General features: G+C 72.4%; 19 protein-coding genes. 15 read left to right on the top strand and 4 right to left on the bottom strand.

What is annotated here, in order from left to right; genetic code table 11:
* Positions 1-2 precede the first annotated feature (2 nt).
* Positions 3-944 carry a tRNA (adenosine(37)-N6)-dimethylallyltransferase MiaA gene (miaA, locus tag ACODR5_RS07550; RefSeq protein WP_488983217.1) on the top strand — a complete coding sequence of 314 codons (942 nt, stop codon included), beginning with the start codon at positions 3-5 and terminating at the stop codon, positions 942-944.
* Between the two features lie 49 nt (positions 945-993).
* Complete coding sequence (gene dapF / locus ACODR5_RS07545) at positions 994-1,872, top strand: diaminopimelate epimerase (protein ID WP_449854693.1); 879 nt, start codon at positions 994-996, stop codon at positions 1,870-1,872.
* A gap of 18 nt (positions 1,873-1,890) precedes the next feature.
* On the opposite strand, the gene ACODR5_RS07540 is transcribed toward dapF, so the two are convergent.
* The gene (locus tag ACODR5_RS07540; protein WP_460817247.1) at positions 1,891-2,535 is read right to left on the bottom strand and encodes a class I SAM-dependent methyltransferase; all 645 of its coding nucleotides are present in this window, start codon (positions 2,533-2,535) and stop codon (positions 1,891-1,893) included.
* Positions 2,536-2,662: 127 nt separating this feature from the next.
* Here ACODR5_RS07540 and hflX point away from each other — a divergent pair, with 127 nt between their 5' ends.
* Complete coding sequence (gene hflX / locus ACODR5_RS07535) at positions 2,663-4,201, top strand: GTPase HflX (RefSeq protein ID WP_449854695.1); 1,539 nt, start codon at positions 2,663-2,665, stop codon at positions 4,199-4,201.
* Between the two features lie 91 nt (positions 4,202-4,292).
* Here the strand turns inward: hflX and ACODR5_RS07530 are convergent, their stop codons facing one another.
* Positions 4,293-6,281: an alpha/beta hydrolase family protein gene (locus ACODR5_RS07530; protein ID WP_460817248.1), complete on the bottom strand. Its 1,989-nt coding sequence runs from the start codon at positions 6,279-6,281 to the stop codon at positions 4,293-4,295.
* Positions 6,282-6,335: 54 nt separating this feature from the next.
* Positions 6,336-7,031, bottom strand: a complete 696-nt coding sequence (lexA, locus tag ACODR5_RS07525; RefSeq protein ID WP_488983216.1) for a transcriptional repressor LexA — start codon at positions 7,029-7,031, stop codon at positions 6,336-6,338.
* Positions 7,032-7,270: 239 nt separating this feature from the next.
* On the opposite strand from lexA, the gene ACODR5_RS07520 reads away from it, so the two are divergent.
* The 6 genes from ACODR5_RS07520 to ACODR5_RS07495 all read left to right on the top strand — a co-directional run bounded on the left by ACODR5_RS07520 (position 7,271) and on the right by ACODR5_RS07495 (position 11,822).
* On the top strand, positions 7,271-7,633 hold the full coding sequence (locus ACODR5_RS07520) for a LysM peptidoglycan-binding domain-containing protein (RefSeq protein WP_449854698.1): 363 nt from the start codon (positions 7,271-7,273) through the stop codon (positions 7,631-7,633).
* A gap of 90 nt (positions 7,634-7,723) precedes the next feature.
* Positions 7,724-8,836 (top strand): histidinol-phosphate transaminase, encoded by a 1,113-nt coding sequence (locus ACODR5_RS07515; protein ID WP_488983215.1) that lies wholly within the window; start codon positions 7,724-7,726, stop codon positions 8,834-8,836.
* A gap of 35 nt (positions 8,837-8,871) precedes the next feature.
* Positions 8,872-9,477 carry an imidazoleglycerol-phosphate dehydratase HisB gene (gene hisB / locus ACODR5_RS07510; RefSeq protein WP_449854700.1) on the top strand — a complete coding sequence of 202 codons (606 nt, stop codon included), beginning with the start codon at positions 8,872-8,874 and terminating at the stop codon, positions 9,475-9,477.
* Positions 9,474-10,136, top strand: coding sequence for an imidazole glycerol phosphate synthase subunit HisH (gene hisH / locus ACODR5_RS07505; protein WP_488983214.1), 663 nt, complete (start codon positions 9,474-9,476; stop codon positions 10,134-10,136). Before hisB ends, hisH begins: the two co-directional genes overlap by 4 nt.
* A gap of 137 nt (positions 10,137-10,273) precedes the next feature.
* A complete protein-coding gene (priA, locus tag ACODR5_RS07500) occupies positions 10,274-11,020 on the top strand; it encodes a bifunctional 1-(5-phosphoribosyl)-5-((5-phosphoribosylamino)methylideneamino)imidazole-4-carboxamide isomerase/phosphoribosylanthranilate isomerase PriA (protein ID WP_449854702.1) in 747 nt (248 codons plus the stop codon).
* 4 nt (positions 11,021-11,024) lie between these two features.
* Complete coding sequence (locus ACODR5_RS07495) at positions 11,025-11,822, top strand: SseB family protein (protein WP_449854703.1); 798 nt, start codon at positions 11,025-11,027, stop codon at positions 11,820-11,822.
* Between the two features lie 243 nt (positions 11,823-12,065).
* Here the strand turns inward: ACODR5_RS07495 and ACODR5_RS07490 are convergent, their stop codons facing one another.
* Positions 12,066-12,479 (bottom strand): DUF1844 domain-containing protein, encoded by a 414-nt coding sequence (locus ACODR5_RS07490; protein ID WP_449855042.1) that lies wholly within the window; start codon positions 12,477-12,479, stop codon positions 12,066-12,068.
* Positions 12,480-12,719: 240 nt separating this feature from the next.
* Here ACODR5_RS07490 and infC point away from each other — a divergent pair, with 240 nt between their 5' ends.
* The 6 genes from infC (at position 12,720) to ACODR5_RS07460 (ending at position 16,889) form a co-directional block, all read left to right on the top strand.
* Entirely contained in the window at positions 12,720-13,361 is a 642-nt protein-coding gene (gene infC, locus ACODR5_RS07485) for a translation initiation factor IF-3 (RefSeq protein WP_449855041.1), read from the top strand.
* 72 nt (positions 13,362-13,433) lie between these two features.
* Positions 13,434-13,628 (top strand): 50S ribosomal protein L35, encoded by a 195-nt coding sequence (gene rpmI / locus ACODR5_RS07480; protein WP_259606271.1) that lies wholly within the window; start codon positions 13,434-13,436, stop codon positions 13,626-13,628.
* A 32-nt stretch (positions 13,629-13,660) separates the two neighbouring features.
* Positions 13,661-14,044 carry a 50S ribosomal protein L20 gene (gene rplT / locus ACODR5_RS07475; protein WP_449855040.1) on the top strand — a complete coding sequence of 128 codons (384 nt, stop codon included), beginning with the start codon at positions 13,661-13,663 and terminating at the stop codon, positions 14,042-14,044.
* 207 nt (positions 14,045-14,251) lie between these two features.
* The gene (locus ACODR5_RS07470; RefSeq protein ID WP_449855039.1) at positions 14,252-15,052 is read left to right on the top strand and encodes a TrmH family RNA methyltransferase; all 801 of its coding nucleotides are present in this window, start codon (positions 14,252-14,254) and stop codon (positions 15,050-15,052) included.
* A gap of 123 nt (positions 15,053-15,175) precedes the next feature.
* Positions 15,176-15,916, top strand: a complete 741-nt coding sequence (locus ACODR5_RS07465; protein WP_449855038.1) for an amino acid ABC transporter ATP-binding protein — start codon at positions 15,176-15,178, stop codon at positions 15,914-15,916.
* 61 nt (positions 15,917-15,977) lie between these two features.
* Positions 15,978-16,889: a glutamate ABC transporter substrate-binding protein gene (locus ACODR5_RS07460; protein WP_460817255.1), complete on the top strand. Its 912-nt coding sequence runs from the start codon at positions 15,978-15,980 to the stop codon at positions 16,887-16,889.
* The last annotated feature ends 76 nt before the right edge of the window (positions 16,890-16,965 follow it).

Below are 16,965 nucleotides of genomic sequence, written 5' to 3'. Positions count from 1 at the left end.
CGGTGAGCGAGCCGAGGCCGTCGGGGCGCGACCCCGATGACGGGCCGCGCCTGTGGGCGGTCGTCGGCGCGACCGGGACGGGCAAGAGCGACCTCTCGCTCGACCTCGCCGAGGCCCTCGCGGCACGCGGACGCGGGGCCGAGATCGTCAACGCCGACGCCATGCAGCTGTACCGCGGCATGGACGTCGGCACCGCCAAGCTCTCCGTTGCCGAGCGGCGGGGCATCCCGCACCAGCTGTTCGACGTGCTCGAGGTGACCGAGGACGCCGCCGTCGCGCGCTACCAGGACGACGCGCGCGCCGCGATCGACGACATCCTGGCCCGTGGGCGTCATGCGATCCTCGTCGGCGGATCCGGGCTATACGTCTCGAGCGTGCTGTTCGACTTCCGCTTCCCGCCCCGCGACGAGCGGCTGCGCGCCGAGCTCGAGGCCGAGCTCGACCGCTCCGGCCCCGGCGCCCTCTACGACCGGCTCCGCGCCGCCGACCCGGCCACGGCCGAGCGGGTCGACCCGCGCAACGGCCGGCGAATCGTGCGTGCCCTGGAGATCCTCGCCCAGGGCGGGCGCACGCACGGCGCTGCGCTGCCCGAGCGGCCGGTGCCCTGGCGGCCGGCGGAGCTGATCGGCCTCACGATGGACCGCCCGGCGCTCATCGAACGCCTCGACCGGCGCGTGGAGCGGATGTGGGCGAGCGGCATGCTCGACGAGACCGCCCGGCTGCGCGAGCGCGGGCTCGAGCGGGGCACCACGGCGCGCCGCGCGATCGGCTACGCGCAGGCGCTCGCGCAGCTGCGGGGCGAGCTTGGCGAGGCCGACGCCATCGCCGAGACGCAGGCGCTCACGCGCCGCTACGCGCGCCGCCAGGTGAGCTGGTTCCGCCGCTACGCGGACGTGCGCTGGCACGAGGCCGGCCGCGCGGACCCCGCGGCCATCGCCGGCTGACCCGCGCCCTCCTCGCCCCCGTCCATGCGCGGATCCGTAGACTGGCGGGATGACGGAGATCGCGTTCACCAAGGGTCACGGCACGGGCAACGACTTCGTGATCGTCGCCGACCCGGACGGCGAGCTCGAGCTCAGCGACGACCAGGTCGCCATCCTGTGCGACCGCCGCTTCGGCATCGGGGCCGACGGCCTGCTGCGCGTCGTCCGCTCCGAGCGCATCCCCGAGGGGGCCGCCGCCCTCGCCGAGGACGAGCATGCCGAATGGTTCATGGACTACCGCAACGCCGACGGCTCGAAGGCCGAGATGTGCGGCAACGGGGTGCGCGTGTTCGCCAAGTACCTGCTCGACGCGGGCCTGGCGACCCTCGACGCCGGCTCGACGCTGCCCATCGGCACGCGCGCGGGCGTGCGGGACGTCACGCGCAGCGAGACGGGCTTCCAGGTGGACCTGGGCCGCTGGCGCGCCGAGCCGGGGGAGCCGACGGTGCGCGCCCGCGGGATCGGCGTGGCCAGGCCCGGGCTGGGCATCGACCTCGGCAACCCGCACGTCGTGGTCGCCCTCGCCTCCGAGGACGAGCTCGAGGCGCTGGATCTCACGGCGCGGCCCGTCGTCGAGCCGGTGCCCGAGCGCGGCGCCAACATCGAGTTCGTCGTGCCGCAGGAGCCGCTCGTGAAGGACGGCATCGGGCGCGTGCGCATGCGCGTGTTCGAGCGCGGCGTGGGCGAGACCCTCAGCTGCGGCACGGGCGTCGCGGCGACGGCCCTCGCCGTGCGCGAGTGGGCGGGGCCCACGGCGCCGAGCCATTGGCGCGTGGACGTGCCGGGCGGCACGCTCGCCGTGCGCATGTTCCCCGCCGAGGACGGCGAGCACGTCGCGCTGTCGGGCCCCGCCACGCTCGTCTACACGGGCACGGTCGCGCTCGCCTGACGGGCGGAACGCCCCGCATCAGACCCCGAGCGTGTCGATCGGCGCCGTCGGGGGATTGCCGTGCCGGCGCACCTTGATCACGCGATAGCCCTTGCCCGTCGCGGTGCGGTGCACGGTGAAGCCGTCGTCGAACGTGGCGGCCAGCCAGCGCTGCAGGGAGTCCGAGCCGAGATCGCGCTTGACCACGAGGTAGGCGTCGCTGCGCTCCGCCAGCCGCGGGATCCACGTCTCCATCAGCTCGTGGAGCATCGACTTGCCGACCCGGATCGGCGGATTCGAGCGGATCGTGCGGAAGGTCACGTCGGAGGGAACATCCGCGGGCGTGACGGCGTTGATGTTCTCGAGGCCGAGCTCCTCGGCGTTGCGCCGCACGAGGTCGAGGGCGCGCTCGTTCACATCCACCGCCCACACGCGGGCGCGGGGCGACAGCGTCGCGAGCGTCAGCGAGATGGGCCCCCATCCGCATCCGAGGTCCAGGAAGTCGCCGCCCGCGGGCGGCTCCGGGGCGCTGTCGAGGAGGACCTTGGTGCCGGTGTCGAGACGTTCGGGACTGAAGACGCCGGCCGCGGTCGTCACCTCGACCTCACGGCCGGCGAGGGGGATGCGGATGCGCCTCAGCTTCTCGGCGCTGGCGGGAGCCTCGCTGAAGTAGTGATCTCCCATAGGCGGCCAGCGTACCGGAGTCGACGGTCCGCCGTAACGCGCAGTTCCTGCGCAGGACACCATCTGCCGCGATCGCGGCGGATCACCTAAGCTGAAGGGCTTGCACGTGCACGAAGACAGGGAGCACATGACGGAATCCACCTCGTCCGAGCCGGACACCACCTCGCGCCGCGACGACGCGACCGAGGACTCGATCGATCCGGTCGAGCGCGTGCTGGCGAGCGTCGATGCGCGCTCGGGGCTGCGCACCTTCGGCGGCGCCCAGGCGCTGCAGGACGACGCGACGGCCTACGGCACATCGGACGGCGAGCAGTGGGATCGCGAGGAGCGCGCCGCGCTGCGCCGCGTCCCGGGGCTGTCGACCGAGCTCGAGGACGTCACCGAGGTCGAGTACCGGCAGCTGCGGCTGGAGAACGTCGTGCTCGTGGGCGTCTACTCCCAGGGCTCGCTCGTCGACGCCGAGAACTCGCTGCGCGAGCTGGCGGCGCTCGCCGAGACCGCCGGCGCCGTCGTGCTCGATGGCGTGCTGCAGCGCCGCCCGCACCCCGACCCCGCGACGTACCTCGGCCGCGGCAAGGCCGAGGAGCTGAGGGACCTCGTGGCGTCCGTCGGCGCCGACACGGTCATCGCCGACACCGAGCTGGCCTCCTCGCAGCGCCGCGCGCTCGAGGACGTCGTCAAGGTGAAGGTGATCGACCGCACCGCCGTGATCCTCGACATCTTCGCGCAGCACGCCAAGACCCGCGAGGGCAAGGCACAGGTCGAGCTCGCCCAGCTCGAGTACCTGCTGCCGCGCCTGCGCGGCTGGGGTGAGTCGATGAGCCGCCAGGCGGGCGGCCAGGTCGGCGCGGGCGGCGCGGGCATGGGCTCGCGCGGACCGGGTGAGACGAAGATCGAGCTGGACCGGCGTCGCATCCGCACGCGCATGGCGCAGCTGCGCCGCCAGATCCGCGACTTCGCGCCTGCGCGCGACGCCAAGCGCTCCGAGCGCAAGCGCAATACGATCCCGTCGGTGGCGATCGCGGGGTACACGAACGCCGGCAAGTCGAGCCTGCTGAACCGCCTCACGAGCGCCGGCGTGCTCGTCGAGAACGCGCTGTTCGCCACGCTCGATGCGACCGTGCGCCGCACGGAGACGAGCGACGGGCGCGTGTACACGCTCGCCGACACCGTGGGCTTCGTCCGCAACCTGCCGCACCAGCTCGTCGAGGCGTTCCGCTCGACCCTCGAGGAGGTCGCCGACGCCGACGTGCTGCTGCACGTCGTCGACGCGCACCACCCCGATCCCGCCGGGCAGATCGCCACGGTGCGCGACGTGATGGGCGAGGTAGGGGCGCGCGAGGTGCCCGAGATCGTCGTCTTCAACAAGGCCGACCTCGTCGACGACGACACCCGGCTCGTGCTGCACGGTCTCGAGCCGCGCGCGGTGTTCGTCTCGTCCCGCACGGGCGAGGGCATCGACGAGCTGCGCCGCGTCGTCGAGGACGCGCTGCCGCTGCCCGAGGTCGAGCTGCGCGCCGTCGTGCCGTACAGCCGCGGCGAGCTCGTCTCGGCCATCCACGAGACCGGCCAGCTCCTCGAGCGCCGCCACGAGACCGAGGGCACGTTCGTCCACGCGCGCGTCAACGCCCGCCTCGCGGCGGAGCTGGAGCCCTACACGCTCTGACCCCACCCCCGCCGAACCCGCGCTCGTCCGCCGAGCCCGCGCTCGATGCGGCGCGGGCTCGCCGATCGAGGGCGGGTTCGGCGGGGTGTCGTCAGTCCAGCTCGAGCGGCGGGGTGTCCGGGGTGGTGAAGCCGAGCACCTCGCCGAGGAACGCCAGCTCCGCCTCGAAGGCGCGCTGCAGCGTGTCGGCGCGGCGGAAGCCGTGCGACTCGCCCTCGAACAGCAGGTACGCGTGCGGCACGCCGTTGGCCGCGAGCGCGTCGCGCAGCGCCTCCGACTGGCTCGGCGGCACGACGGGATCGTCCGCGCCCTGCAGGATCAGCAGGGGCGTGCGCAGCGTCTCGGGGCGCGACAGCGGCGACCGCGAGACGTACACCTCCTCGGCCTCGGGCAGGGGGCCGACGAGCCCGTCGAGGTAGCGCGCCTCGAAGTCGTGCGTGTCGGCCACGAGGCGGCGCAGATCCGCCACGCCGTAGCGGCTGATGCCCGCGGCGAAGGCGTCGGTGTCGGCGACCGCGCACAGCACCGTCCAGCCACCCGCCGATCCGCCCTTGATCGCGATCCGGTCCGCGTCCGCGAGCCCCGCCTCCGCGAGCCCGCGCGCCGCGGCCGCCGTGTCCTGTACGTCGACGACGCCCCAGCCGCCGCGCAGCCGCTCGCGATAGCCCCTGCCGTAGCCCGTGGACCCGCCGTAGTTCACGTCGAGCACGCCGATGCCGCGGCTCGTGAAGTACGCCATGACGATCGAGAGCGTGCCCGAGACGTGGGTGGTGGGACCGCCGTGCACCAGCACGAGGTAGGGCGGCAGCTCGCCCTCGGGTGCGTCGAACTCGGGGCTCGTCGGCGGGTAGTCGAACGCGTGCACGGGACCGTTCGGACCGGGGCAGGTGATGGCGCGCGAGACCGGAAGCCAGGCGGGGTCGAGGTCGCCGACGGGCACGCCGCCCCGCACCGGCTCGATCGTGTGCGCGTCGACGTCGAGCAGCCACAGGCCGCCCGGCACGCGCGCGCCGGCGCCGGTCAGCAGCACGCGCTGGCCCCGCACGTCGCGCACGAGCACGCCGCCCGTGAGGGGCGTGTCGAGGGCGTCCTCGGCGCCGCACGTGGGATCGATCACGACGAGCTGATCCGATCCGTTCGTCTGCACCGCGAGGATCCGGCCGTCGGCCATGGTCGCGTACCAGCGCGCGCCGAGGTTCCACAGGGGCCCGCCCGTGTCGGCGTCGACCGTCATGATCGGCTCGGGCCCGACCGCCGACAGGCCGTCGAAGCGCGCCCAGTGCAGGTTCCAGCGCGCATCCTGCCCCGGGTGCGGGATGTCGGCGAGGAACATCAGCTCGTCGTCGCCCGTCCACTCGGGCTGCAGCGCCGAGACGGTGCCCGCCGCGGTGCGCCCGCCGGCGATCACCACGTGCTCGGTCACGCGGCCGCGCTCGTCGAGGCGGCCGACGCGCAGCTCGGCGGCGTCCCACGGCATGTCGGGATGGTCCCACGCGATCCACGCGATCCGATCGCCGCGCGGGGCCGGATAGGCGAGGAAGTCGCTGCCCGCCACGACGCTCGCGACGGCGGCCGCGTCGTGCGCGGCCGACCCGTCGAGGGGGATGCGCACGATGTCGCGCGCGGGCACCGGGGCGCCGGTGTGCGTCTCGCGCACGGCCCACAGCGCGCCCTCGGCGAGGGTGAGGTCGCCGAAGCACATGCCGCCGTCCGCCGGGGTGAGCGGCTCGGGATCCGTGCCCGGCGCGAACCTGTAGACGCGCTGGTCGGCGTGCTCGACGAAGTAGGCGACGCCGTCGTCGCCGGCGGTCCACGCACCGCCGCCGTACTCGTGCACGCGGGAGCGCACGCTCCAGGGGGCGGGCAGCAGCACCTCGGGCTCGCGGCCGGCCTCGCCGCGCATCAGGGCCGTGCGGCCGCGCTCGGCCGGCAGGCCCTCGCTCCACCAGACCTCGTCGCCCACGAAGCGCGCGCCGTCCAGGCGCAGCGATCCGCCGGCCACGTCGGCCGCGGTGATCGGCGATCGCCACGTGCCGTAGGGCGCGATCGTGCGGGCGGGGGCGGTCGCTTCGGAGGCCATGCCACCCACCGTAGGCGAGACGGCGGCGGGCCGCAGGGCGCCCGCCGGTGCGGATCAGACGGCGCGCAGCACGGCGACGACCTTGCCCAGCACGGTCGCCTCGTCGCCGAGGATCGGCTCGAACGCCGAGTTGCGCGGCAGCAGCCACGTGTGGCCGTCGCGCTGGCGGAAGGCCTTCACGGTGGCTTCGCCGTCGAGCATCGCCGCGACGATGTCGCCGTTATCGGCGTTGTTCTGCGCGCGCACGACCACCCAGTCGCCGTGGCAGATCGCGGCGTCGATCATCGAGTCGCCGTTGACCTTGAGCATGAACAGCTCGCCCTTGCCCACGAGCTGGCGGGGCAGGGGGAAGATCTCCTCGACCTGCTGCTCCGCCGTGATCGGCACGCCCGCGGCGATGTTCCCGACGAGCGGCACCATCGCCGCGTCGCCGACGGCGGGCGCCGTGTCGGCCGGGTTCTCGCCCGACAGGCCGGGCAGGTCGATGAGCACCTCCATGGCGCGCGTCTTGCCGGGGTCGCGGCGCAGGTAGCCGCTGAGCTCGAGCTGGCCGAGCTGGTGCGTCACGCTCGAGAGCGACTTCAGCCCGACGGCGTCGCCGATCTCGCGCATGCTCGGCGGGTAGCCGTGGCGCTGGATCGAGCGCTGGATGACCTCGAGGATGGCCATCTGCTTCTCGCTGAGGTTCCGGCGACGCCGCGTGCGGGGCTTGTCGTCGGTGCCGGCAATGTCGGCCGCGGCGTCGCTCATCTGTGCTCCTCGTTCGGATGTCGGAGGTCCGTGATTACGTGACCCTCGACCTCGAAGGTAGCCGATTCGTCGGGGTCTTCGGGAGATTTGTTCGAGCGTGTCCCGGCGGATCCGATGTCGGATGTCGGAGATAGCGTTGACATGTTCGAACCGTCGAACGTATATTCGGTACAGAGCTTCGCATCCGGCCTCCCGGCCGAGCGTCGGATGCGAAGCCGCCCAGACAGAAGGAGCACGACATGAGCACCGCCATCCTCACGGCAGCGGCAGCCCCCTCCGCGCCCCGCACCCGGCTGCGCCTCACGGTGCGCGGCCGACGCGTGCTGGCGGCGCTGGCGGCCGCTCCGGTCGTCGCGGGTCTCGCGGCGGCCGTGCTCGGCGGCGGCGCGGCCCTGGCATCGGGCGAGGCGGGCGCCGACGCCTCGGCGTTCCACCTCGTCACGGTCACCGCGGGCGATTCGCTGTGGAGCATCGCGCAGGACGTGGCACCCGGTCACGACCCGCGCGACGTGGTGTACGAGCTGAAGCGGCTCAACAACCTCGCCGGCGGGCTCGTGAGCCCCGGCCAGCAGATCGCGGTTCCCGCGGGCTACGCCGACTGAGCGGGGGCCGGGGCGGCATCGTCGTCCGCGCGATGACGGGCACGGCGATCGTCCGGCATCGAGGGGCCGCTCGGATCTAACATGGAGGGCGTGACCTCCGACCCGGCGAATACCTCGATCGCTCCCGCGATCACCCTCGACGACCTGCCGCTCCGCGCCGACCTGCGCGGGCAGACGCCCTACGGGGCGCCGCAGATGGCGGTTCCGGTCGCGCTGAACGTCAACGAGAACACGCATCCGGTGCCCGACGAGGTCGCCGACGACATCGCCGACGCCGTCTCGCGCGCCCTGCGCGACGTGAACCGCTACCCCGACCGCGAGTTCACCCAGCTGCGCGAGGGATTCGCCGACTACCTCGGCCACGGACTCGTGCCCGAGCAGCTCTGGGCGGCCAACGGCTCGAACGAGGTGCTCCAGCAGGCGCTGCAGGCCTTCGGCGGGCCGGGCCGCTCGGCCTTCGGCTTCGCACCCACCTACTCGATGTATGGGCTGCTGGCCCGCGGCGTCGGCTCCGACTGGGTGACGGGCGAGCGCGGCCCGCGCTTCGAGATCGATCCCGAGGACGCGGCCCGTCAGGTCGCCGACGCGCGGCCCGACGTCGTCTTCCTCTGCGCGCCCAACAACCCCACGGGCACGCCGCTGTCGCTCGACGTCGTCGAGGCGGTCTACGACGCCACCGACGGGATCGTCATCGTCGACGAGGCGTACCGCGAGTTCGCGCCGCGCGAGGAGCCGTCGGCCCTGAGCCTGCTGGAGGGGCGCCCGCGCCTGGCCGTCTCGCGCACCATGAGCAAGGCGTTCGCCTTCGCGGGCGCGCGCGTCGGCTACCTCGCCGCCGATCCCGCCTTCATCGACGCGCTGCGCCTCGTCCGGCTGCCCTATCACCTGTCCGCCCTCACGCAGGCGGCGGCCTCCGCGGCCCTGCGCCATGCCGACACGATGCTGCGCACGGTCGACGAGATCGTCGAGCAGCGCGACCGCATGTCGGCCACGCTCGAGGCGCTCGGCTACACCGTCTACCCGTCGTGGGCGAACTTCGTCCTGTTCGGCGGGGTGACCGATACCTCGCGCACCTGGTCGGCGCTGCGCGACCGCGGCATCCTCGTGCGCGACATCGGCATCCCCGGCCACCTGCGCGTCACGGCGGGCACGGAGGACGAGACGACGGCGTTCCTCGAGGCGCTCGCGGAGATCGGCAACTGAGCCGGGATGCCTCCCCGCGCAATAGACTCGAGGGTATGACCGCAGCCCGCACCGCCCGCCGCAGCCGCTCGACGAGCGAGTCGTCCGTCGAGCTCGAACTGGACCTCGACGGCACCGGCGCGAGCAGCATCGACACGAGCGTGCCGTTCTTCGACCACATGCTCACGGCGTTCGCGAAGCACTCGCTGACCGACCTCACGGTGAAGGCGAGCGGCGACACGCACATCGACGCGCACCACACCGCCGAGGACGTCGCGATCGTGCTGGGGCAGGCGATCCGCGAGGCGCTCGGCGACAAGTCGGGCATCTCGCGCTACGGCGACGCGCTCGTGCCGCTCGACGAGGCGCTCGCGCAGGCCGTCGTCGACATCTCCGGGCGGCCCTACCTCGTCCACACCGGCGAGCCGGCCGGATTCGAGCAGCACCTCATCGGCGGGCACTTCACGGGATCGCTCGTGCGCCACACCTTCGAGGCGATCGCGTTCAACGCCGGCCTCACCGTGCACGTGCGCGTGCTGGGCGGCCGCGACCCGCATCACATCGCCGAGGCGGAGTTCAAGGCGCTCGCGCGCGCGTTCCGCCAGGCCAAGGCCCTCGACCCGCTCGTGACGGGCGTGCCGTCCACGAAGGGCGCGCTGTGACCGACGCGGCTTCCGCCGGCCAGGAGCGGCCGCTCGTCGCGGTCCTGGACTACGGATCGGGCAACGTCCACTCCGCCGTCAAGGCCCTGCAGGCGGCCAGCGCCGACGCGCGCCTGACGAACGACCGCGGGCTCGTGCGCGATGCCGACGGCCTGCTTGTGCCCGGCGTGGGCGCGTTCCGCGCCGTCATGGAGCAGTTGAACGCCATCCGCGGCGGAGAGCTGATCGAGCGCCGGCTGGCGGGCGGCCGGCCCGTCATGGGCATCTGCGTGGGCATGCAGATCCTCTTCGAGCGCGGGATCGAGCGCGGCGCCGACACCGAGGGCCTCGGGGAGTGGCCCGGCGTCGTCCGCGAGCTCGATGCGCCCGTCGTTCCCCACATGGGCTGGAACACCGTCGAGGCGCCCGAGAGCTCCGTGCTGTTCCGCGGCATCGGCGAGGAGCGGTTCTACTTCGTGCACTCGTACGCCGCGCAGGAGTGGACGCTCGACGTGCAGCCCCCGTTCCCCGAGCCCGCCGTCACGTGGGCCGCGCACGGCGGGCGGTTCATCGCCGCCGTCGAGAACGGCCCGCTCTCGGCCACCCAGTTCCACCCCGAGAAGTCGGGCGAGGCCGGCATCCGCCTGCTCGCGAACTGGGTCGGATCGCTGCGCGGCTGATCCCGCGCGCGGTCCCGATCCGCGCCCTCCCCGGGCATCCGCGCCGGAGTTCGCGCTCGATTGGATCGATCGGCCCGGCGCGCGTACCCTCAGACATCGTGCGTTCCGGCGGTAGCGTCCCGCCCGCACAGGGAGATATGAACGATTTCGCGTCCACACCCGGACTGATCCTGCTGCCCGCCGTCGACGTGGCCGGTGGCAAGGCCGTGCGCCTCACCCAGGGCGAGGCCGGAACCGAGACGAGCTACGGCGACCCCATCGAGGCCGCGGAGCAGTGGGCCGCGCAGGGCGCCGAGTGGATCCACCTCGTCGACCTCGACGCCGCCTTCGGGCGCGGCAGCAACACCGCCGTGCTGCGCAAGGTGCTCAAGCACGTCAAGGGCGTCAACATCGAGCTCTCCGGCGGCATCCGCGACGACGCCTCGCTCGAGGCGGCGCTCGAGAGCGGCGCGCACCGCATCAACCTCGGCACGGCCGCGCTCGAGAACCCCGAGTGGACCGCGTCGATCATCGGCCGCTACGGCGAGGCCGTGGCCGTCGGGCTCGACGTGCGCGGGACCACGCTGGCCGCCCGCGGCTGGACGCAGGAGGGCGGGGACCTCTGGGAGGTGCTCGACCGCCTCGAGGACGCCGGCTGCGCGCGCTACGTCGTGACCGACGTGACGAAGGACGGCACCCTCAGGGGCCCGAACCTGGAGCTGCTGCGCGAGGTCGCCTCGCGGACGGACAAGCCCGTCATCGCCTCCGGCGGCGTCTCGAGCCTCGACGACATCGCCGCGCTGCGCGGTCTCGTGCCCGAGGGCGTCGAGGGCGCGATCGTGGGCAAGGCGCTCTACGCCGGCGCGTTCACGCTCGCCGAGGCGCTCGACGTCGCCACCGACTGAGATCGTGCACGACCACGGCGGCGCGCAGGGCGGAACGGGGGATCCGTCGCGCGCCGACTCCGCCGGCGTTCCGTGGGAGGGCCGCACGTTCCGCGCGAACCCGGCCGCCGGGGACGACGGATCGGCCGACCCGCGTCTGTGGGAGGCGCTGACGCGCTTCCGCGACGGCTCGGGCGATCCCGTCGCGGTCGTCGACGCGCTGCGCGAGGCGCGCGTGCTCGTGCCGCTCGTGGCCGAGAAGGGCGACGAGGGCGTAGGCGCGCACGGGCTCGCGGTGGACAAGACGCAGGAGCTGTCGATCGTCACGGTCGCGGCCCCCGACGGCCGCAGCGTGCAGCCGGTCTTCTCGAGCGTCGACACGATGCGCCGTTGGGACGCGAAGGCACGCCCGATCCCCGTCGCCGGCACGCGCGCCGCGCTCGCGGCGGCGGGGGAGCAGACCGACCTCGTCGTGATCGATCCCGCCGCCGACACCGAGTTCGTCGTGCGCCGGCCGGCCGTGTGGGCGATCGCGCAGTCGCAGCCGTGGGAGCCGGCGTGGACGAGCCCCGAGGTCTACCGGGGCCTGCAGGAGTCGATCGGCCAGGAGCTGGCCGTGCTCGACCTCGCCGTCGAGCCGGGCGACCCGGCCGCGCGCCTGCGCGGCCCCGAGCTCGTCGTGCGCCTCACGCTCGTCGAGGGCCTGGAGCGTACCGAGCTCGACGCCGTGCTGCAGCGCCTCGCCCGGCGCTGGGCGGCGGACGACCGCATCGCGGTGCTCGTCGACAGCCTCCAGGTGAAGCTCGCGCGAGGACTTTCCTGACCGGTTGCACCGACAGGTCGAACCCGATCGGGTGCTGAACTTCAGCGGCGACGCCGCGGAGATGACGCGACCACCGCAACCGATCGGTCGCTCACCACGGCGCAACCGGTCACTGTGCGAGCGAAGCGAGCGTGCGGCCCCCCCCGCAGCGCGAAGCGCTGCCTCGCCGGCGCGGCAGCGCCGGCGCGAGCACGCGAGCGGCGCCGCAGAGCGGCGCCCGAGCGCGCGCAGATCAAATAAAGGTCAGATCACCGAGCCGGTGAACTTCTCGCCCGGGCCCTTGCCCGGGGCGTCCGGGATGGTGGAGATCTCGCGGAAGCGCAACTGCAGCGAGCGCAGCCCGTCGCGGATCGGGCGGGCGTGCGAGTCGCTGATCTCGGGCGCCGCGGCCGTCACGAGGCCGGCGAGGGAGTTGAGGAGCTTGCGGGCTTCGTCGAGGTCCGTGAACTCCTCGGCGTTCTCGTCGTCGCCGAGCCCGAGCTTGACGGCGGCGGCGCTCATGAGGTGGATGCACGCGGAGGCGATCACCTCGACGGCGGGCACATCGGCGATGTCGCGAGCGGCGCCCGCGGCGTCCGCCGCCTGCTCCTGTTCCTCCCACCGGGCGTGGCGATCCGCGTCGAAGGAGTGGCTGTGGGAGGACGGCATGGTGCTCATCGGGGCTTTCTGGTAGTCTTGGGGCGGCTCCGGAATGCGTTCCGGACGAAAGAGGATTCACATCCCACCCGCGCTTGCCGTCTTAGGCTACCGGGTCACACTCCGCCCGCGGTCAGCGGGTCGTCATCCAGAGATCGGTTAACAGCGAGATCCGGGTGTTCGGGTGAGCCGACGTCAGTCGTCGTGCACGGGTGGATGCTGAGTTCCCTCTCCCGCCCGTGTCGTGAACGTCGCGCCACGGTGGCCACAGCCATCGCACCCAAGGAGTTCCGCATCAGCGATCCCCGCACCAACGAGCGCATCCGCGTTCCGGAGGTCCGACTCGTCGGGCCGAACGGCGAGCAGATCGGCGTCGTCCGCATCGAGGCCGCCCTGCGCCTGGCTCAGGAGGCCGATCTCGACCTGGTCGAGGTGGCCCCCAACTCGAAGCCGCCCGTGGTCAAGATCATGGACTACGGCAAGTTCAAGTACGAGGCCGCGCAGAAGGCCAAGGAGGCTCGTCGCAACCAGGCGAACACGATCCTCAAGGAAGTCCGCTTCCGCCTCAAGATCGATCAGCACGACTACGAGACCAAGCGCAAGCGTGCCGAGGGGTTCCTGCAGGCCGGCGACAAGGTCAAGGCCATGATCCTGTTCCGAGGCCGCGAGCAGTCGCGCCCCGAGATGGGCGCCAAGCTGCTGCAGAAGTTCGCCGAGGACGTCGCGGAATTCGGATCGGTCGAGCACCGGCCCACGCTCGATGGTCGCAACATGACGATGGTGATCGCCCCGCACCGCAACAAGTCCGACGCGAAGGCCGAGCAGAACGCGGCGCGCGCGGCGAACCGCGAGGCGGCCCGCGCCGCCAAGACCGGCGCGGACGCCGAGGTCGCGGCCGAGTAAGCCCCACACACTTCCCGCCCCGGCGGGCAGCACAGGACGTCGCCCGATGGGCGCCAACGTAAGGAAGAGAAGATGCCGAAGCAGAAGACCCACTCGGGCAGCAAGAAGCGCTTCAAGATCACCGGCAGCGGCAAGATCAAGAAGCAGCAGGCCAACATGCGCCACAACCTCGAGCACAAGTCGAGCCGTCGCACCCGCCGCCTGAACCAGGACCAGGTCATCTCGGGCAACGACCTCAAGGTCGTCAAGAAGCTCCTCGGTCGCTGAGACGACGCGAGATCACGTTAGGAATCTGAAGAATGGCTAGAGTCAAGCGGGCTGTCAACGCCCAGAAGAAGCGTCGCGTCATCCTCGAGCGCGCCTCGGGTTACCGTGGCCAGCGTTCGCGCCTGTACCGCAAGGCGAAGGAGCAGGTCACCCACTCGCTCGTCTACGCGTACCGCGACCGTCGCAAGAAGAAGGGCGACTTCCGTCGCCTCTGGATCCAGCGGATCAACGCCGCGGCGCGCCAGAACGGCATCACCTACAACCGCTTCATCCAGGGCCTGGCCCTGGCGGGCGTCGAGGTCGACCGCCGCATGCTCGCCGAGCTCGCCGTGAGCGAGCCCGCCGCCTTCACGTCGCTCGTCGAGACCGCCAAGAAGGCGCTCCCGGCCGACGTGAACGCGCCGAAGGCCGCGTAAGCAGCATCCCCTCGCGAAGGCTGGGCGTCCCCTCGGGGGCGCCCCGCCTTCGTCTGTCTGCACGCCCGCTGCCATTCGGAGGAGATCCGGCCGTGCGGAGGATCGGATCGGGGGATCGGTCCTCCGATGGGCCCGTTCTCCTCCGCGGGGCGGATCGACGCCGCGCGCCGCCCGGGCTCGCGAAGGGCCCGCGCGTAGGCTGGCTGCGTGCTCGAGAACCCCCGGTCGCCGCGCGTGCGCGCCGTCGCCAAGCTCGCCAAGCGCAACGCGCGCGAGGAGACGGGCCTGTTCCTGCTGGAGGGGCCGCAGTCGGTGCGCGAGGGGCTCGAGTACCGCCCCGACGCGATCGTCGACCTGTTCGCCACGCCCTCCGCGCTCGAGCGGCACGGCGACATCCGCACGCTCCTCACCGACGCGGGCGTCGAGCCCGAGTACGTGACGGAGGCGGTGCTGGCCGCCATGGCCGACACGGTCACGCCGCAGGGGCTCCTCGCCGTCGCGCGCCAGACGCCCACGTCCATCCGCGACGTGTTCGACGGATCCCCACGGCTCGTCGCGATCTGCGAGGAGGTGCGCGATCCCGGCAACCTCGGCACGATCATCCGCGCGGCCGACGCCGCGGGAGCCGACGCGGTCGTGCTCACCGGCCGCACCGTCGATCCGCACAACCCCAAGGTCGTCCGCTCGACGACGGGCTCGCTCTTCCACCTGCCGTACGCCGTCGGTGCCTCGCTGCCCGACGCGATCGAGCGCGCGCACGGCGCCGGCATGACCGTGATCGCGGCCGATGTGAAGGGCGAGGACCTGCTCGCCGTCCGCGCCGCGGGCGGCCTGGCCGGCCCCACGGCGTGGGTGTTCGGCAACGAGGCGCGCGGCCTCGACGACGAGGCGCTCGCGCTCGCCGACCGGGCGCTGCGGCTGCCGATCTTCGGCCGCGCGGAGTCGCTGAACCTCGCCACCGCGGCGAGCGTGTGCCTCTACGAGAGCGCCTTCTCCCAGCGCTCCTGAGCGGCGGGGAGCCGGCGGCGCGTCGCCCGGCGAGGAGTGCCCGGGATTCCGGTGTTGTTACGTCTCGGTAAAGCGGTTGCGCCCGGTTGGTCGTTGTCTCATCGTGGCCCTAGGGTGAAACGCATGGCTGAGCCCCTTGTCGTCGTGGAGAACGTGCAGAAGCACTATGGCGACTTCCACGCACTGAAAAACATCAACCTCACCGTCGACGCGGGCGAGGTCGTCGTCGTGATCGGTCCGTCCGGTTCGGGCAAGTCCACGCTGTGCCGCACGATCAACCGGCTCGAGACCATCACGAGCGGTTCCATCCGCATCGACGGCGCGGAGCTGCCCAAGGAGGGCAAGGCGCTCGCGAAGCTGCGGGCCGAGGTCGGCATGGTGTTCCAGTCGTTCAACCTCTTCGCGCACCTGACGATCCTCGAGAACGTCACGCTCGGGCCGATCAAGGTCCGCGGCCTCAGCAAGGCCGACGCCGAGACCGAGGCCCGGCGCCTGCTCGACCGGGTGGGCGTGGGTCACCAGGCCGACAAGCTTCCCGCGCAGCTCTCGGGCGGTCAGCAGCAGCGCGTGGCGATCGCCCGCGCGCTCGCCATGCAGCCCAAGGTGATGCTCTTCGACGAGCCGACCAGCGCCCTCGACCCCGAGATGATCAACGAGGTCCTCGACGTCATGGTGAGCCTGGCGAAGGAGGGCATGACCATGATCGTCGTCACGCACGAGATGGGCTTCGCGCGCAAGGCCGCCGACCGCGTCGTGTTCATGGCCGACGGCGAGATCGTCGAGCAGGCGACGCCCGACGAGTTCTTCACGAACGCCCAGTCGGATCGTGCCAAGGACTTCCTCTCCAAGCTCATCACCCACTGAGAAGAGACTCCCACGAGGCTCCGCAACACAGCAGCGGCGCCCACACCAACCAGGAGGAACCATGCGAAAGATCCGCAACATCGCGGCGGTCGGCATCGCCGCCACCGCGCTGCTCGCCCTGACGGCGTGCAACAGCGGCACCCCGGGCGGCGGCGACGCCGGCGGCTCGGGCGACTCGGGCGACGCCGGATCGGAGAAGCCCTACGAGGTCGCCACCGACGTCTCGCTCGAGGGCAGCCCCACCTACGACGCGATGGTCGAGGCGGGCGAGGTCCGCATCGGCGTGAAGGAGGACCAGCCCGGTCTCGGATACCTCGACGCCACCACGGGCGAGCGCACCGGTTTCGACGTCGAGATCGCGCGCTGGATGGCCGCGGAACTCGGCTTCGGCGAGGAGCAGATCGAGTGGCAGGCGATCCCGTCGGCGAACCGCGAGCAGGCGATCGTGAACGGCGACATCGACTTCTACGTCGGCACCTACTCGATCACCGACGCCCGCAAGCAGCAGATCGACTTCGCCGGCCCGTACTTCGAGACCGGCCAGGGTCTGCTCGTGGCTGCGGACAGCGAGATCGAGTCGGATGCCGATCTGACCAGCGACGTCACCGTCTGCTCGGCGACCGGCTCCACGCCGATCCAGAACATCCGCGACAACTACGAGGCGCAGACCGAGGAGTTCGACACGTACACGCAGTGCGTGGACGCGCTGCTCAACGGCACCGTCGATGCTGTCACGACGGACGAGCTGATCCTCATCGGCTACGCCGCGGCCTACCCGGACGAGCTGAAGATCGTCGGCGAGCCGTTCTCGGAGGAGAAGTACGGCATCGGCCTGCCCAAGGGCGACGACGCGCTGCGCGACTTCATGAACACGGTTCTCGAGGAGAACCCCGACACCTGGTCGGCGATCTTCGACATGGAGCTGGGTGACGCGGGCGTCGAGCCCGAGCAGCCCGCGGTCGACCGCTACTGATCGACCGACTTCGACACCCTCCGCGGGGGGGGGGGGGGGGGGGGGGGGGGGGGGGGGGGGGGGGGGGGGGGGGGGG

It is taken from the genome of Microbacterium sp. FG3 (assembly GCF_057809335.1).
The sequence above is the reverse complement of the archived record's forward strand: the minus strand, read 5'-3'. Positions and strand labels throughout refer to the sequence as shown.

Excerpts from the sequence above, each read along its gene's own strand:
- dapF (WP_449854693.1), top strand. The coding sequence starts at position 994 with ATGACGGAGATCGCGTTCACCAAGGGTCACGGCACGGGCAACGACTTC.
- ACODR5_RS07540 (WP_460817247.1), bottom strand. The coding sequence starts at position 2,535 with ATGGGAGATCACTACTTCAGCGAGGCTCCCGCCAGCGCCGAGAAGCTG.
- hflX (WP_449854695.1), top strand. The coding sequence starts at position 2,663 with ATGACGGAATCCACCTCGTCCGAGCCGGACACCACCTCGCGCCGCGAC.
- ACODR5_RS07530 (WP_460817248.1), bottom strand. The coding sequence starts at position 6,281 with ATGGCCTCCGAAGCGACCGCCCCCGCCCGCACGATCGCGCCCTACGGC.
- lexA (WP_488983216.1), bottom strand. The coding sequence starts at position 7,031 with ATGAGCGACGCCGCGGCCGACATTGCCGGCACCGACGACAAGCCCCGC.
- ACODR5_RS07520 (WP_449854698.1), top strand. The coding sequence starts at position 7,271 with ATGAGCACCGCCATCCTCACGGCAGCGGCAGCCCCCTCCGCGCCCCGC.
- hisB (WP_449854700.1), top strand. The coding sequence starts at position 8,872 with ATGACCGCAGCCCGCACCGCCCGCCGCAGCCGCTCGACGAGCGAGTCG.
- priA (WP_449854702.1), top strand. The coding sequence starts at position 10,274 with ATGAACGATTTCGCGTCCACACCCGGACTGATCCTGCTGCCCGCCGTC.
- ACODR5_RS07490 (WP_449855042.1), bottom strand. The coding sequence starts at position 12,479 with ATGAGCACCATGCCGTCCTCCCACAGCCACTCCTTCGACGCGGATCGC.
- rpmI (WP_259606271.1), top strand. The coding sequence starts at position 13,434 with ATGCCGAAGCAGAAGACCCACTCGGGCAGCAAGAAGCGCTTCAAGATC.
- rplT (WP_449855040.1), top strand. The coding sequence starts at position 13,661 with ATGGCTAGAGTCAAGCGGGCTGTCAACGCCCAGAAGAAGCGTCGCGTC.
- ACODR5_RS07465 (WP_449855038.1), top strand. The coding sequence starts at position 15,176 with ATGGCTGAGCCCCTTGTCGTCGTGGAGAACGTGCAGAAGCACTATGGC.
- ACODR5_RS07460 (WP_460817255.1), top strand. The coding sequence starts at position 15,978 with ATGCGAAAGATCCGCAACATCGCGGCGGTCGGCATCGCCGCCACCGCG.